Source organism: Azospira sp. MPR-E4, assembly GCF_058809645.1.
Window position 1 is genome coordinate 53686 of sequence record NZ_JBXAST010000010.1, and the last position, 14343, is coordinate 68028.

The following is a 14343-nucleotide window of genomic DNA, read 5'->3' on the forward strand; positions in this document are numbered from 1 at the left end:
GAGGCGACATGTGGCACAAGCCCCAGCTCATGACGGCCGTAGCCGACCTGCTGCTTGCAGCGGGCGCGGCGGCTTTGCTCGTGGCGCTGGGCCTGGGCGCCGCCCGCCTGCCCCTGTTCCCCCTCAAGGAAGTGGTGTTCGCCCAGGAACTGCGCGAAGTGCAGCGGGGCGAAGTGGAGCGGGCCCTGTCCGGTCTGGTGCGGGGCAATTTCTTCAGCGTCAATCTGGATGCCCTGCGTACCGCCCTGGAAAAGCTGCCCTGGGTGCGCAAGGCGGAGGTGCGCCGGGCCTGGCCTTCCCGCCTGGAAGTGCGGGTCGAGGAGCATCGTCCGGCGGCGCGCTGGGGCGAGGGCAGCGGCCAGCTGGTGAATACCTACGGCGAAGTGTTCGCCGCCAGCCTGCCCCAGTCCCGGGGGGAGGGGCTGCCCCAGCTGAACGGCCCCATCGGCACGGCACCGGACGTGCTGCGCCGTTTCGACGAGTTTTCCCGGCAGTTGCAGCCCACCGGGCGGCAGCCGCTGCAGCTGGTGCTGTCGCCCCGGCTGGCCTGGCAGCTGAAGCTGGACGACGGCATGGTGCTGGAGCTGGGGCGGGAGCAGCCCAAGGCGCCGGTGGGCCAGCGCCTGTCACGTTTCATCGAGATTTATCACACGGTGCTGGCGGAGCGCACGCCCCGGCCCCAGGTGGTGGATTTGCGGTACCCCAACGGTTTCGCCCTGCGACTGGCGGCCGCGGGGAAATGAGTGCAATGCGAAAAGTAGCGAAGGCAAAGGAACATCATGAGCAGGGATAGCAAGGAACTGGTCGTCGGCCTGGATATCGGCACCTCGAAGATCGTGGCGCTGGTGGCGGAGATCACCCCGGAGGGGCGTCTCAACGTCATCGGCATGGGCAGCCAGGATTCCAAGGGGCTGAAAAAGGGCGTCGTGGTCAACATCGAGGAGACCGTCAGTGCCATTTCCCGGGTGATCCAGGAGGTGGAGCTGATGGCCGACTGCAAGGTGGCCAACGTCTATACGGGCATCGCCGGCAGCCACATCAAGAGCTTCAACTCCAACGGCATGGTGGCCATCAAGGACAAGGAAGTGAACACCATGGACCTGGACCGGGTGATCGAGACCGCCCGCGCCATGCCCATTCCGGCCGACCAGGAGATCCTGCACATCCTGACCCAGGAATTCATCATCGACGACCAGGACGGCATCCGCGAGCCCATCGGCATGAGCGGCTTCCGCCTCGAAGTGAAGGTGCACATCGTCACCGGCGCCGTCTCCGCCGCCCAGAACATCGTCAAGTGCGTGCGCCGCTGCGGCCTGGAGGTGAACGACCTGGTGCTGCAGCCCCTGGCCTCCAGCTTCGCCGTGCTCTCCGAGGACGAGAAGGATCTGGGCGTGTGCCTGGTGGATATCGGCGGCGGCACCACCGACATCGCCGTGTGGACCCAGGGTGCCATCCGCCACACCTCGGTCATCCCCATCGCCGGCGATCAGGTCACCAACGACATCGCCATGGCCCTGCGCACCCCCACCCGGGAGGCGGAGGACATCAAGCGCAAGTACGGCTGCGCTCTGTCCCAGCTGGCCGACCCGGAAGAGGTGCTGGAGGTGGCCGGGGTGGACGATCGTCCCAGCCGCAAGCTCTCCCGCCGTGCCCTGGCCGACGTGATCCAGCCCCGGGTGGAGGAGCTGTTCGAACTGATTCAGGCCGAGCTGCGCCGTTCCGGCTTCGACGAGGTGCTGTCTTCCGGCATCGTCCTCACCGGCGGCGCTTCGGTGATGCCCGGCATGATCGAGCTGGGCGAAGAGATATTCCACATGCCGGTGCGCCTGGGCGTGCCCAAGTACGCCGGTGCCCTCGCAGATGTGGTGCAGAGCCCGCGCTTCTCCACTGCCTTCGGCCTGCTGATCGAGGCCCAGACCCAGCGCAAGCGGGGCCTGAAGGTGCAGGAGACGCGCAGCGTCAAGCAGGTGTTTTCCAGCATGAAGTCCTGGTTCGAGAAGAATTTCTAAAAAGTTTCTATGCAAGCTGTTTTGTTCAACGCAAGTTTGAATGTGGTTAATTGAAGGAGGCGATCCATGTTTGAAATTATTGATAAAGAAGAATCGAGCGGAACCGTGATCAAGGTGGTTGGCGTCGGCGGTGCCGGCGGCAATGCCGTGGATCACATGATCCGTGAAGGGGTGAACGGCGTGCAGTTCGTCGCCGCCAACACCGATGCCCAGGCCCTGAGCCGCAACATGGCAGCCGACAAGATGCAGCTCGGTGCCTCCGGCCTCGGTGCCGGCGCCAAGCCGGAAGCCGGCCGCGCCGCCGCCCTGGAAGAGCGGGAGCGCATCGCCGAGCAGCTGAAGGGCGCCAACATGGTCTTCATCACCGCCGGCATGGGCGGCGGCACCGGTACCGGCGCCGCTCCCATCGTGGCGGAAGTGGCCAAGGAAATGGGCATCCTCACCGTGGCCGTGGTGACCAAGCCCTTCGGCTTCGAAGGCAAGCGCCTGAAGGCCGCCGAGGCCGGCATCGCCGAGCTGCAGAAGCACGTCGATTCCCTGGTGGTGATCCTCAACGACAAGCTGATGGAAGTCCTGGGCGACGATGTCTCCATGGAAGAAGCTTTCAAGGCTGCCGACAACGTCCTGCGCAATGCCGTGGGCGGTATCGCCGAAATCATCAATCTCCCCGGTCTGGTGAACGTGGACTTTGAAGACGTGCGCACCGTCATGGGCGAAATGGGCATGGCCATGATGGGCTCCGCCTACGCTTCCGGCGTGGACCGGGCCCGCATCGCTGCCGAACAGGCCGTGGCTTCCCCCCTGCTGGAAGGCATCAACCTGTCCGGTGCCCGCGGTGTGCTGGTGAACATCACCGCCTCCCGCAGCCTGAAGATGAAGGAAGTGAACGAGGTGATGAAGACCATCAAGGAATTCGCCGCCGAGGACGCCCACATCATCTTCGGCGCCGTGTTCGACGAAGCCATGGGCGAGCAGCTGCGCGTCACCGTGGTCGCCACCGGCCTGGGCAAGGCGGAAGCCCGCCGCCAGTCCTTCGAGGTGATCAACACCGCCGTGCGTACCGGTACCGACGACGCTCCCATGGCCATCGACTACGGCCAGCTGGACGCCGTGCCCGCCGTTATCCGCAAGGGCCGCAACGCCACCGTCGAAGCTCTGGCCAACAGCGGCGTCGATCGTTACGACATCCCGGCCTTCCTGCGCAAGCAGGCGGACTAAGGGTCGGGGGCGACCGGCCGGGCGTCTTTGCCTGCCCGTCTGACGGGCAAGCGGACGGCGCTGCCTCCCGCCGGGGTGACCGGCGTCTGGCGGTCGCCCAGACCTGCGGTAACGTGTTGTAACAAAACGCCTCCTTAAGGGGGAGCCCGCCTTCGTGCTAGAATGCGGGCTCCCCCCTTGTTCCGTCTTCGCTTTGATTTTGAAGCGGAAAAACGATTGCCGACATGTTGAAACAACGTACCCTCAAATCCCTGATCCGCGCCTCCGGCGTCGGTCTGCACAGTGGCGTCAAGGTCACCATGGCCCTGCGTCCTGCCGCGCCCGATACCGGCATCGTCTTCCGTCGCGTGGATCTGCCCCAGCCCGTGGAAATCCGTGCCGACGCCCTGCTGGTGGGTGATACGCGCATGTGTTCCTGCCTGGAGGTGGATGGGGTCAAGGTGGGGACGGTGGAACACCTGATGTCGGCCTTTGCCGGCCTGGGCATCGACAATGCCTACGTGGACCTGGATGCGGCAGAAGTACCGATCCTCGACGGTTCCGCCGCGCCTTTCGTCTTTCTTATCCAGTCGGCCGGCATCGAAGAGCAGCCGGCAGCCAAGAAATTCATCCGCGTCACGCGCCCCATCGAGGTGCGGGACGGCGACAAGTGGGCCCGCTTCGAGCCTTACGACGGCTACAAGCTGACCTTCTCCATCATCTTCAACCACCCGGCCATCGACAAGTCGGCCCAGTCCGTCAGCGTCGACTTCGCCGAGCAGTCCTACACCCGGGAAGTGGCCCGGGCCCGTACCTTCGGCTTCATGCAGGATGTGGAGATGCTGCGGGAAAACGGCCTGGCCCTGGGGGGCGGCCTGGAGAACGCCATCGTTCTCGACGAATACCGGGTGCTCAACAGCGACGGCCTGCGTTATGGCGACGAGTTCGTCAAACACAAGGTGCTGGATGCGGTGGGCGACCTCTACCTGCTGGGCCATCCCCTGCTGGCAGCCTTCACCGCCCACAAGTCGGGTCATGCCCTGAACAACATGCTGGCCCGCCAGCTGCTGCAGGAGCGCGAGTCCTGGGAGTGGGCTACCTTCGAAGACCAGTCCCAGGCCCCGGCAGGCGTCGCCCGCTGGCTGGAACTGCCGGTCCAGGCGGCCTGAGCCGGCGCGGGAGGCCGCCTTGTTCCTCCTGCGCATCCTGGCCGTCCTCACGGTCATCGCCGTGGCCGCGGGTGTGGTGGCCTATGTGTTCACCCGCCAGGCCAGATACCTGGATTTCTCTTGGCGGGTCTTCCGCTATTCCCTGATGTTGGCCCTGCTGATATTCGCGCTCCTGGTGCTGGAGCGGGTGGCCGTCATTCCGCTTTGATTGCCGCCCGGGCCAGGAATCCTTCCAGGCCGCGTTTCAGGGGGGAGTCATCCGGCAGCTGGGCCGCCAGCTTTTTGAGCTCGTTGCCGGTGCTTGCCGACAGGGGTTTGAGGGTGGAAGAGGGGAGCGCCACGGCGGGGGGGCGTGCTTGCACTTTGATGGTCACGCCGTTACACTCAAAGCCCCTTTTCAAGAATTCGCCGGCCAAACTTTGCGCCATCTGACGCAATTTGGCAGCGACCGCGCCGTTATCGGCGTGGATAACGACATTCCCCAACTTGATATTCGCGACACTGCTCGAGCGCGCCAGCGGGCCCGGAGCAAAGCTGTCGTAGGCGCGCTGGGCGCGCATCAAGAGTCGGGCATGGGCCAGGACCGAGGCCGCTCCGTCCGCTCTGCCAAGATAATTTTCAACTGGTTCGTGCATGGATCACTTCGAGGAGAAGCATCGTGCATATTATTCTGGTGTCTGACCGCCTGGCAACCACCAAGACCGTCAGCCTGACCCCCAAGGTGATCCTTTCCCTTGGGGCTGGCTTCATGGTGCTGGTGTTGCTGGCCGCCATGGCCTTTTCCTGGCTCACCGTACACTTCCGCCTGCCCCTGGTACAGGATCTGGTACTGGCAGCACAGCGCCAGGAAAACCAGAAAACCCAGGAGTTCATGCGGGAAAACCTGAATGTCATGGCCGGCCGCCTGGGCGAGATGCAGGCGCAGCTGCTGCACTTGGATTCCATGGGCGAGCGCCTTTCCGTGCTGGCAGGCATGAAGCCGGCAGACAAGGGGCAGTTGTTACCGGTGGCCAAGGGCGGCGGTCAGGGCGGTCCCCTGCTGCCCACTTCCCTACGCGACACCTCCATCAAGTCCTCGGACGAACTGCATCGGGAACTGGACCGCATGGCTGCGCTGGTGGATCAGCGCGTCGATTTCATGCGTGTTCTGGAAAACCAGCTGATGGACCAGCGCATCAAGAAGGTGCTGCTGCCGACCACCTTGCCGATCCAGGGCGCCGGCATCGGCTCCGGGTTCGGGGTGCGCTCCGATCCCATCGCCGGGGTCAATGCCATGCACGAAGGCGTGGATTTCTCCGCCGAAGTCGGTACGCCCGTGGTTTCCGCCGCCGGCGGTGTGGTGGTGGAAGGCAGCATGCATCCCCAGTACGGCAACCTGATCGAGATCGACCACGGCAACGGCTTTTCCACCCGCTACGCCCATCTGTCCAAGATCAACGTGCGGGTCGGCCAACTGGTCAAGCGTGGCCAGCTGATTGCCGCTACCGGCAATACCGGGCGTTCCACCGGTCCCCATCTGCATTTCGAGGTGCGCTTCCAGGGTGTGGCCCAGAATCCGGCCCGCTTCCTGCAGCAGGGCTCCCAGCTGGCGTCCCGTCACTAGTTGTATCCCCGGCGGGACGAGTCCTTCGTCCCGTTTCCTTTGATTTTCCCCAAATTGGCGGCCTTCCTTAGCGTGGTAGAATCGCCCCTTTCCCGCTAACGGACGCCTAAGCGTCTCTCACGATGATCCCCGGACTCCTCAAGAAAATCTTCGGCAGCCGCAATGACCGGCTGATCAAGCAATATTCCCAGATCGTCCAGAAAATCAACGGGTTCGAGGCCGCCATCAGCGCCTTGTCCGACGATGCCCTGCGCGGCAAGACCGACGAGTTCCGCCAGCGCTACGCCCAGGGGGAAACCCTGGACGACCTGCTGCCGGAAGCTTTCGCCGTGGTGCGGGAGGCCGGCAAGCGCGTCCTGGGCATGCGGCACTTCGACGTGCAGATGATCGGCGGCATGGTGCTGCACTACGGCAAGATCGCCGAAATGCGCACCGGCGAAGGCAAGACCCTGGTGGCCACCCTGCCGTCCTATCTCAATGCCATTTCCGGCAAGGGCGTGCACGTCATTACCGTAAACGACTACCTGGCCCAGCGCGACGCCGAGTGGATGGGCCGGCTGCACCGTTTCCTGGGGCTTTCCGTCGGGGTCAATCTGTCCCAGATGCCCCACGAGCAGAAGCAGGCCGCCTACGCCGCCGACATCACCTACGGCACCAACAATGAATTCGGCTTCGATTACCTGCGCGACAACATGGTCTATGCGGCCGGCGAGCGGGTGCAGCGGGGTCTCAATTTCGCCATCGTGGACGAGGTGGACTCCATCCTCATCGACGAGGCCCGTACTCCCCTGATCATCTCCGGTCAGGCCGAGGACCACACCGAGCTGTACCAGCGCATGAACCAGGTGGTGCCCCTGCTGACCCGGGCCGCCGACGAAAACTCCGAAGGCGACTACTGGGTGGACGAAAAAGGCCACCAGGTGCACATGTCCGAGCAGGGCCACGAACATGCCGAGGAAATCCTCGCCCGCGTCGGCCTGCTGGAAGAGGGGCGCAGCCTCTACGAAGCCGCCAACATCATCCTGGTGCACCACCTCAACGCCGCCCTGCGCGCCCACAACCTGTTCCACAAGGATCAGCAGTACGTGGTGCAGAACGGCGAGATCATCATCGTGGACGAGTTCACCGGCCGCCTGATGCCCGGCCGCCGCTGGTCCGAAGGTCTGCACCAGTCGGTGGAAGCCAAGGAAGGCGTGCGTATCCAGAACGAAAACCAGACCCTGGCGTCGATCACTTTCCAGAACTACTTCCGCATGTACGGCAAGCTGGCCGGCATGACCGGTACGGCCGATACCGAAGCCTACGAGTTCATGGAAATCTACGGCCTGGAAACCGTGGTGATCCCGACCCACCGCCCGGCCCAGCGCAAGGACCACAACGACCAGGTGTTCCGCACCGCCGCCGAGAAGTTCGCGGCCATGAAGGCGGACATCCTGGACTGCCACCAGCGGGGCCAGCCCGTGCTGGTGGGCACCACCTCCATCGAAAACTCCGAGCTGCTGTCCCGCCTGCTGGACCAGGAAAAGCTGCCGCACCAGGTGCTCAACGCCAAGCAGCACGGCAAGGAGGCCGAGATCGTGGCCCAGGCCGGCCGTCCCGGCATGATCACCATCGCCACCAACATGGCCGGCCGCGGTACGGACATCGTCCTCGGCGGCAGCATCGAGAAGCAGATCGATGCCGTCCGCCTCGACGAGTCCCTGGATGATGCCGCCAAGGAAGCCAGGATCGCCGCCCTCAAGGCCGAATGGCAGCCGGTGCACGACCAGGTGCTGGCCGCCGGCGGCCTGCACATCATCGGTTCCGAACGCCACGAGTCCCGCCGCATCGACAACCAGCTGCGGGGCCGGGCCGGCCGTCAGGGCGATCCGGGTTCCTCCCGCTTCTACCTGTCCCTGGACGATCCGCTGCTGCGCATCTTCGCCGGTGACCGCCTCAAGGCCATCATGGAGCGCCTGAAGATGCCCGAGGGCGAGGCCATCGAGCATCCCCTGGTGACCCGCTCCCTGGAATCCGCCCAGCGCAAGGTGGAGGCCCGCAACTTCGACATGCGCAAGCAGTTGCTGGAATACGACGACGTGGCCAACGACCAGCGCAAGGTGATTTACGCCCAGCGCAACGATCTGCTGGAAGTGGACGACATTTCCGAAACCATCCAGGCCATGCGCCAGGGGGTGGTGGCCGATCTGTTCCACCTCTATGTGCCGCCGGACAGCGTCGAGGAGCAATGGGACCTGCCCGGGCTGGAAAAGGCTTTGGAAGCCGAGTTTCTGCTCACCCTGCCGGTGGCCGAATGGGTGCAGGCCGACACCACCCTCTCCGTCGAGGACCTGCTGCACCGGGTGATCGCCGCCGCCGACCAGGCCTATGCCGACAAGGTGGCCCTGGTTTCCGATCCTTCGGTCTTCCGCAAGTTCGAGCGGGACGTCATGCTGCAGAGCCTGGACAGCCACTGGCGCGAGCACCTGGCCGCCCTCGACCATCTGCGTCAGGGCATCCACCTGCGCGGCTACGCCCAGAAGAACCCCAAGCAGGAATACAAGCGGGAGGCCTTTGAACTGTTCGAAGGCCTGCTCAACAGTATCCGCAACGAGGTTTCCAAGCTGCTCCTCACCGTCCAGGTCCGTTCGCCCGAGGACGTGAGCGAAGTGGAACAGCCCGGGGTGGAAAACGTGCAATACCACCATGCCGACTACGACGAGGTGCTGGGTACCGCGGACGGCGAGGGCGAGGAAGCCGGCCAGCAGCCGGCCCAGGCCGGTCCCAAGGTGGGGCGCAACGATCCTTGCCCCTGCGGCAGCGGCAAGAAGTACAAGCACTGCCACGGCAAGCTCAACTGAAATAAAAACTGAACTGACGCAGAGGGGGCGACCTGCTACCCTCTGCGTTTTCTTTTATCCCCTGCGGTGAGAGATTCATGCCCGTCAATTACGCCACGCCTGCCCCCGAAGCCCTGTTCCCTGTTGCCGGTGTCCGCCTCGGCACTGCCGAAGCCGGTATCCGCAAGGCCAATCGGCGCGACCTGACCGTGATCGCCCTGGACCCCGGTTCCACCGTGGCCGGCGTGTTCACCCAGAACCGCTTCTGTGCAGCCCCGGTGCAGGTGTGCCGCAAGCATCTGGCCGGCGAGTCGGAAATCCGGGCCCTGGTGATCAACACCGGCATCGCCAATGCGGGTACCGGCGAGACCGGCCTGCAGGCGGCCATGCAGACCTGCGCCACCCTGGCCGGCCTGCTCGGGCTGGATGAGGATCGCCAGATCCTGCCGTTCTCCACCGGCGTCATTCTCGAGCCCCTGCCCGTCGATCGTCTGCAGGCCGGCCTGCCCGCCGCCATCGCCGACCTCAAGGCCGACAACTGGCATGCGGCCGCCCACGGCATCATGACCACGGACACCGTGGCCAAGGCCGCCTCCCGCAAGGTCGAGATCGGCGGCAAGAGCGTCACCATCACCGGCATCTCCAAGGGTGCCGGCATGATCAAGCCCAACATGGCTACCATGCTGGGCTTCCTCGCCACCGATGCGGGCATTCCCCAGCATCTGCTGGAGCAGGTGGCCAAGGAGGCGGCGGACCAGTCCTTCAACTGCATCACCGTGGATGGCGACACTTCCACCAACGATTCCTTCATCGTCATGGCCACCGGTCAGAGCGGCCTGCGCGTCAAGGATGGTGCCGATCCCGCCTGGGCGCCCCTGAAGGCGGCCATCGTCGCCGTTTCCATCGAGCTGGCCCAGGCCATCGTGCGTGACGGCGAAGGTGCCACCAAGTTCATCACCGTGGCAGTGGAAGGCGGCAAGGACCTGGAAGAGTGCCGCAAGGTGGGCTATGCCATCGGCCATTCGCCCCTGGTGAAAACCGCCTTCTTCGCCTCCGACCCCAACCTGGGCCGCATCCTGGCAGCCATCGGCTATGCCGGCATCGCCGACCTGGACGTGGGCCAGATCCGCGTCTGGCTGGCCAGCGGCAGCGATGCCGTGCTGGTGGCGGAAAAGGGCGGCCGGGCTGCCGCCTACAAGGAAGAGGACGGCTCCCGCATCATGAAGAATGCCGAGATCACCGTGCGGGTGGATCTGGCCCGGGGCACCGCCCAGGGCTGCATCTACTCCTGCGATTTCTCCTACGACTACGTCAAGATCAACGCCGACTACCGCAGCTGAACGCCAGCTGTAGCAGCGTCGAAGAAACCCGCCCTTCACGGCGGGTTTTTTTTATGGGCCTGCGGGGGCTTCGGCAGTCAGCGACAGGCAACAAAAAACCCGCCGGGGCGGGCCGTTGGGGCGGGGCCGAGGGCTGGCCTGGGTCAGTGCATTTCTTCCAGCAGCCGTTCGCATTGCACGGGCTGGGAGAGGCGCTCCATGAGCTGGGTGATGGTCATGCTGCTTTCCCGCTCGCCGCGCAGGATGCTCTCGATCAATTGTTCCAGTCGTTCCAGGTTGTCTGCCATGGCCGTGGTCTGTCGCCGTTGTCCTTATGTTTCTTTAACGGCCGCCGGGGCGCGGACTTGAGTCGTGCTGTCTGTGGCGGGCCGTCGTGCACCGGATGCCGGGCCTCTTTGCGTTAGGTCAACCAAAGCCCAGACGAGCCCGGTCCGGCATCCTTGGCTGGGTATAATGCGGCGACAAATCAATGGGTTATATAGGGTTTGTCTATTGCCGCCATAGCGGTTGCCTATAGTCCGGAACATACCGGGCAAGACCAACGTGCTGAGTTCTGGGAGGACAGCCATGACATTGACCGAATTGCGTTACATCGTCGCCCTGGCGCAGGAGGGCCGCTTTTCCCGGGCGGCGGAACGCTGCTCCGTGAGCCAGCCGACCTTGAGCGTTGCCATCCAGCGCCTGGAGGAGGACCTGGGCGTGATCCTGTTCGAGCGGGGCAAGGGCCAGGTGACCCTGACCGATGTGGGCGAGCAGGTGGTGGCCCAGGCGGCCCGGGCCCTGGAAGAGGCCGACCGGGTGCGCCAGATCGCCCACCGGGGACGCAACCAGCTGGAGGGTGGACTGAAGCTGGGCGTGATCCATACCATCGGCCCCTACCTCCTGCCCGAACTGATCGTCTCCCTGCGCCAGATCGCCCCGGACATGCCTCTGGCTATCGAGGAAAACATGACCGCCACCCTGGCCGACATGCTGCGCCACGGGGAAGTGGATGCGGCCATCCTGGCCCTGCCCTTCGAGCTGCCCGGCGTGGTGACGCGGCCCCTTTACGACGAGCCGTTCAAGGTGGTGGTACCCCAGGGCCATCCCTGGCAGGACAAGCAGGAAATCGCCTCGGACGAGGTGGATGCTGAGGAGGTGCTGTTGCTCAAGGCCGGCAACTGCTTCCGCGACCAGGTGATGGATGCCTGTCCCCAGATCAGCGGTTCCGACACGGAAGTGCGGCAGGGCCATTCCATCGAGACCATCCGCTGCATGGTGGCCTCCGGCTTCGGCCTCTCCGTACTGCCGGCCGGTGCCCTCTGCAAGCCTTATTCCACTGACCTCATCAGCGTGGTGCCCTTCAAGGCCCCGGCCCCGTCGCGGCGGGTGGCCTTGGCCTGGCGGGTCGGCTTCACCCGGCCCAAGGCGGTGGAAGCCCTGTGTCAGGCCGTCAGCCTGATCGACAACCCTAGCTACCTGCACGTGCGCTAGGAGCGGCCGTCAGCGGCGGCGGCGGCGGATCAGGCGGAACCAGCCGGCCGCCAGGGCCGGCCTGTCAGACTCCAGCTGCAGGGCCGGCTCGCTTTCATGCACGGTCTCGAAAACCACGTCCAGATGGGTCGCCAGCCGGCTGACCAGGGGCGACAGCAGCCGGCGCAGGGGCGCCCGCTGCCCGGGTTGCAGGAACTTGTCGAAAATCAGGGCCGTGCCGCCGGGGCGCAGCACCCGGGCGGTTTCCTGCAGGCAGAGGCGGGGTTCCGGCACCACCGCCAGGATCAGATGCAGCACCACGGCGTCAAAGGTGGCATCGGCAAAGGGCAGGCGGCGGGCGTCGCCGCGGACCGGCGTGAAGTCCAGACCGTCGCTGCGGCGGCAGGCCCGGGCCAGCATGGCCGGGGTCAGGTCCAGTCCGGTGTAGCGGTGCTGGCGGGGCAGGTGGGGAATATCCAGGCCGGTGCCGATGCCCAGCAGCAGCACGTCCGACGGGGGCTGGGGCAGGGCGCCCAGGCTTTGGCGACGGGCTCCCCGGGTTGCCGCCGCCAGGGCCGCATCGTAGAACGGGGCGATCAGGGCATAGCTGTGTTGCAGGCCCACCGGCGTCTCAGTGCAGTACCCGGGGCACGGCCAAGGCGAACTCGGCAATGTCCGCTTCGAACTGGGTGCCGTCCTCCGCCACCATCTGGTAGCTGCCGCGCATGGTGCCGACGGGCGTGCTGAGGGAGGCGCCGCTGGTGTACTCGAAGCTCTCGCCGGGCTGCAGCAGGGGCTGGTGCCCCACCACGCCGAGGCCCCGCACCTCCTGGACCTCCTCGTTGGCGTCGGTGATGAGCCAGTGGCGGGAGATCAGCTGGGCGGCCACGGTGCCGATGTTGCGGATGGTGATGGTGTAGGCGAACACGTAGCGCTCCGCGTCCGGGTCCGACTGCTCGGCCAGGTACTGGGGCACGGTGGTCACGGCGATTTCGTATTTTTTGCTTTCGGCCATGGTCTCGGGTCTGTGGGGTGGAAAGTGCTCATTGCACATCACTGTGTGCACTCTGACAAGCCGGCCTCGGCGTGGGTTCACGATAAAATCACCTTTCTGTCACACCAACCCCCACAAGGCCGCCGCCATGCATCTCATCGCTCCCAGTATCCTTTCCGCCGATTTCGCCAAGCTGGGGGAGGAGGTCCGCTCGGTCATCGCCGCCGGGGCCGACTGGATCCACTTCGACGTCATGGACAACCATTACGTCCCCAACCTGACCATCGGCCCCCTGGTTTGCGAAGCCATCCGCCCCCACACCACGGCGCCCATCGACGTGCATCTGATGGTCAAGCCGGTGGATCGCATCATTCCCGATTTCGCCAAGGCCGGCGCCAACATCATCACCTTCCACCCGGAAGCCTCCGAGCACGTGGACCGCAGCCTGGGCCTGATCCGGGACAGCGGCTGCCAGGCCGGCCTGGTCTTCAACCCGGCCACGCCCCTGCACTACATGGATCACGTCATGGACAAGCTGGACGTGGTGCTGCTGATGAGCGTGAACCCGGGCTTCGGCGGCCAGAAGTTCATTCCCGAGACCCTCAACAAGCTGCGCCAAGCCCGGGCCAGGATCGATGCCTACACCGCCCGTAGCGGCCGCCAGATCCGCCTGGAAATCGACGGCGGCGTGAAGGTGGACAACATCGCCGAGATCGCCCGGGCCGGGGCCGACACCTTCGTCGCCGGCTCCGCCGTCTATGGCGCCGGCCAGGACAGCGATCCCAACCGTTACGACTCGGTCATCGCCGCCCTGCGCCAGCAGCTCGCCAGCGCCTAGGCTGCAAGCAAATAGGGACGCCAATCTCCGGCATGGCATGCCTGGAGTAGCCGTCCCTATTGCTTCTCCGGTGAGGTGACTTTTAGACAGCCTCGCCCGCCCCATCCGTCTCCTTGCCGCCGCCTTGCCCCGGAAATTCGCCATGCCCCTTCGTTCTGCCACCTTCGATCTGGACGGCACCCTGGTCGACTCCATCCCCGACCTGGCGGCCGCCTGCCACGCCATGCTGGCCGAACTGGGCCAGCCGCCCCGCACGGACGACGACATCCACCGTTTCGTCGGCAAGGGCATGGCGGTGCTGGTGGAGCGCTGCCTGACCTGGGAAGCCGCCCCCGAAGCGTCCCTGTTGGAAGCCGGCATCGCGGCTTTCCGCCGGCACTACGCCGACCTCAACGGCCGGGCCTGCACCGTCTATCCCGGCGTGGTGGACGGCCTGGAGGCCTTTCGCGCCCTCGGCCTGCCCCTGGGGGTGGTGACCAACAAGCCGGCCGCCTTTACCGCGCCGCTGCTGGAGCGCATGGGCCTGGCCGCTTATTTCGAGGTGGTCATCTCCGGCGACACCCTGGCCTTCAAGAAGCCCCGGCCCGAGCCCCTGCTCCATGCCTGCGCTCTGCTGGCTACCGAGCCGGGCCTCAACCTGCATGTGGGCGATTCCCTCAACGACATCGAGTCGGCCCGGGCTGCCGGCTGTCCGGTGATTTGCGTGCCCTACGGCTACAACGAAGGCCGGCCCGTAGACAGCGCCGATTGCGATGCGCTAGTATCGGACCTCGTCGCAGCGGCCCGTTGGGCGGCCGGCGCTTAAATCGATACCGACTCCGAATCGACACTTCACCGTGACCCGCAAGTTCAATGCTTTCCTGATGGGTAACCGCGCCGCCTGGGGCTGGCGTGGCTGGTGGCGCTCGCCGCGCCATTATTG

15 protein-coding genes are annotated in these 14343 nt (G+C 65.3%); 11 read left to right on the forward strand and 4 right to left on the reverse strand.

What is annotated here, in order from left to right; all coding sequences use genetic code 11:
- Positions 1-8: 8 nt before the first annotated feature.
- The 5 genes from AC1RTA_RS05190 to AC1RTA_RS05210 all read left to right on the forward strand — a co-directional run bounded on the left by AC1RTA_RS05190 (position 9) and on the right by AC1RTA_RS05210 (position 4583).
- Positions 9-743 carry a cell division protein FtsQ/DivIB gene (locus tag AC1RTA_RS05190; protein ID WP_014235356.1) on the forward strand — a complete coding sequence of 245 codons (735 nt, stop codon included), beginning with the start codon at positions 9-11 and terminating at the stop codon, positions 741-743.
- Between the two features lie 36 nt (positions 744-779).
- A complete protein-coding gene (gene ftsA / locus AC1RTA_RS05195; protein WP_014235355.1) occupies positions 780-2009 on the forward strand; it encodes a cell division protein FtsA in 1230 nt (409 codons plus the stop codon).
- Between the two features lie 66 nt (positions 2010-2075).
- Positions 2076-3227 carry a cell division protein FtsZ gene (ftsZ, locus tag AC1RTA_RS05200; protein ID WP_014235354.1) on the forward strand — a complete coding sequence of 384 codons (1152 nt, stop codon included), beginning with the start codon at positions 2076-2078 and terminating at the stop codon, positions 3225-3227.
- A gap of 224 nt (positions 3228-3451) precedes the next feature.
- Positions 3452-4375 (forward strand): UDP-3-O-acyl-N-acetylglucosamine deacetylase, encoded by a 924-nt coding sequence (gene lpxC, locus AC1RTA_RS05205; RefSeq protein ID WP_130459170.1) that lies wholly within the window; start codon positions 3452-3454, stop codon positions 4373-4375.
- 19 nt (positions 4376-4394) lie between these two features.
- Positions 4395-4583 carry a hypothetical protein gene (locus AC1RTA_RS05210; protein ID WP_492784138.1) on the forward strand — a complete coding sequence of 63 codons (189 nt, stop codon included), beginning with the start codon at positions 4395-4397 and terminating at the stop codon, positions 4581-4583.
- On the opposite strand, the gene AC1RTA_RS05215 is transcribed toward AC1RTA_RS05210, so the two are convergent.
- Positions 4570-5010: a DciA family protein gene (locus AC1RTA_RS05215; RefSeq protein WP_492784139.1), complete on the reverse strand. Its 441-nt coding sequence runs from the start codon at positions 5008-5010 to the stop codon at positions 4570-4572. The two genes, AC1RTA_RS05210 and AC1RTA_RS05215, sit on opposite strands and share 14 nt — an antisense overlap.
- 23 nt (positions 5011-5033) lie before the next feature.
- On the opposite strand from AC1RTA_RS05215, the gene AC1RTA_RS05220 reads away from it, so the two are divergent.
- The 3 genes from AC1RTA_RS05220 (at position 5034) to argJ (ending at position 10137) form a co-directional block, all read left to right on the forward strand.
- Positions 5034-5978: a M23 family metallopeptidase gene (locus tag AC1RTA_RS05220; RefSeq protein ID WP_130459169.1), complete on the forward strand. Its 945-nt coding sequence runs from the start codon at positions 5034-5036 to the stop codon at positions 5976-5978.
- A gap of 122 nt (positions 5979-6100) precedes the next feature.
- Positions 6101-8818 carry a preprotein translocase subunit SecA gene (secA, locus tag AC1RTA_RS05225; RefSeq protein WP_014235349.1) on the forward strand — a complete coding sequence of 906 codons (2718 nt, stop codon included), beginning with the start codon at positions 6101-6103 and terminating at the stop codon, positions 8816-8818.
- Between the two features lie 77 nt (positions 8819-8895).
- Complete coding sequence (gene argJ / locus AC1RTA_RS05230) at positions 8896-10137, forward strand: bifunctional glutamate N-acetyltransferase/amino-acid acetyltransferase ArgJ (RefSeq protein WP_492784140.1); 1242 nt, start codon at positions 8896-8898, stop codon at positions 10135-10137.
- A 143-nt stretch (positions 10138-10280) separates the two neighbouring features.
- Here the strand turns inward: argJ and AC1RTA_RS05235 are convergent, their stop codons facing one another.
- Complete coding sequence (locus AC1RTA_RS05235) at positions 10281-10424, reverse strand: hypothetical protein (RefSeq protein ID WP_014235347.1); 144 nt, start codon at positions 10422-10424, stop codon at positions 10281-10283.
- 280 nt (positions 10425-10704) lie between these two features.
- Between AC1RTA_RS05235 and AC1RTA_RS05240 the strand changes: the two genes are divergently transcribed.
- Positions 10705-11610, forward strand: coding sequence for a LysR substrate-binding domain-containing protein (locus tag AC1RTA_RS05240; protein WP_014235346.1), 906 nt, complete (start codon positions 10705-10707; stop codon positions 11608-11610).
- 9 nt (positions 11611-11619) lie between these two features.
- Here the strand turns inward: AC1RTA_RS05240 and AC1RTA_RS05245 are convergent, their stop codons facing one another.
- Complete coding sequence (locus AC1RTA_RS05245; protein ID WP_492784141.1) at positions 11620-12213, reverse strand: class I SAM-dependent methyltransferase; 594 nt, start codon at positions 12211-12213, stop codon at positions 11620-11622.
- A gap of 7 nt (positions 12214-12220) precedes the next feature.
- Positions 12221-12604, reverse strand: coding sequence for a Co2+/Mg2+ efflux protein ApaG (gene apaG, locus AC1RTA_RS05250; protein WP_014235344.1), 384 nt, complete (start codon positions 12602-12604; stop codon positions 12221-12223).
- A gap of 127 nt (positions 12605-12731) precedes the next feature.
- Between apaG and rpe the strand changes: the two genes are divergently transcribed.
- On the forward strand, positions 12732-13421 hold the full coding sequence (gene rpe, locus AC1RTA_RS05255) for a ribulose-phosphate 3-epimerase (protein WP_014235343.1): 690 nt from the start codon (positions 12732-12734) through the stop codon (positions 13419-13421).
- Between the two features lie 142 nt (positions 13422-13563).
- A complete protein-coding gene (locus AC1RTA_RS05260) occupies positions 13564-14226 on the forward strand; it encodes a phosphoglycolate phosphatase (protein WP_492784142.1) in 663 nt (220 codons plus the stop codon).
- Positions 14227-14343: the final 117 nt, after the last annotated feature.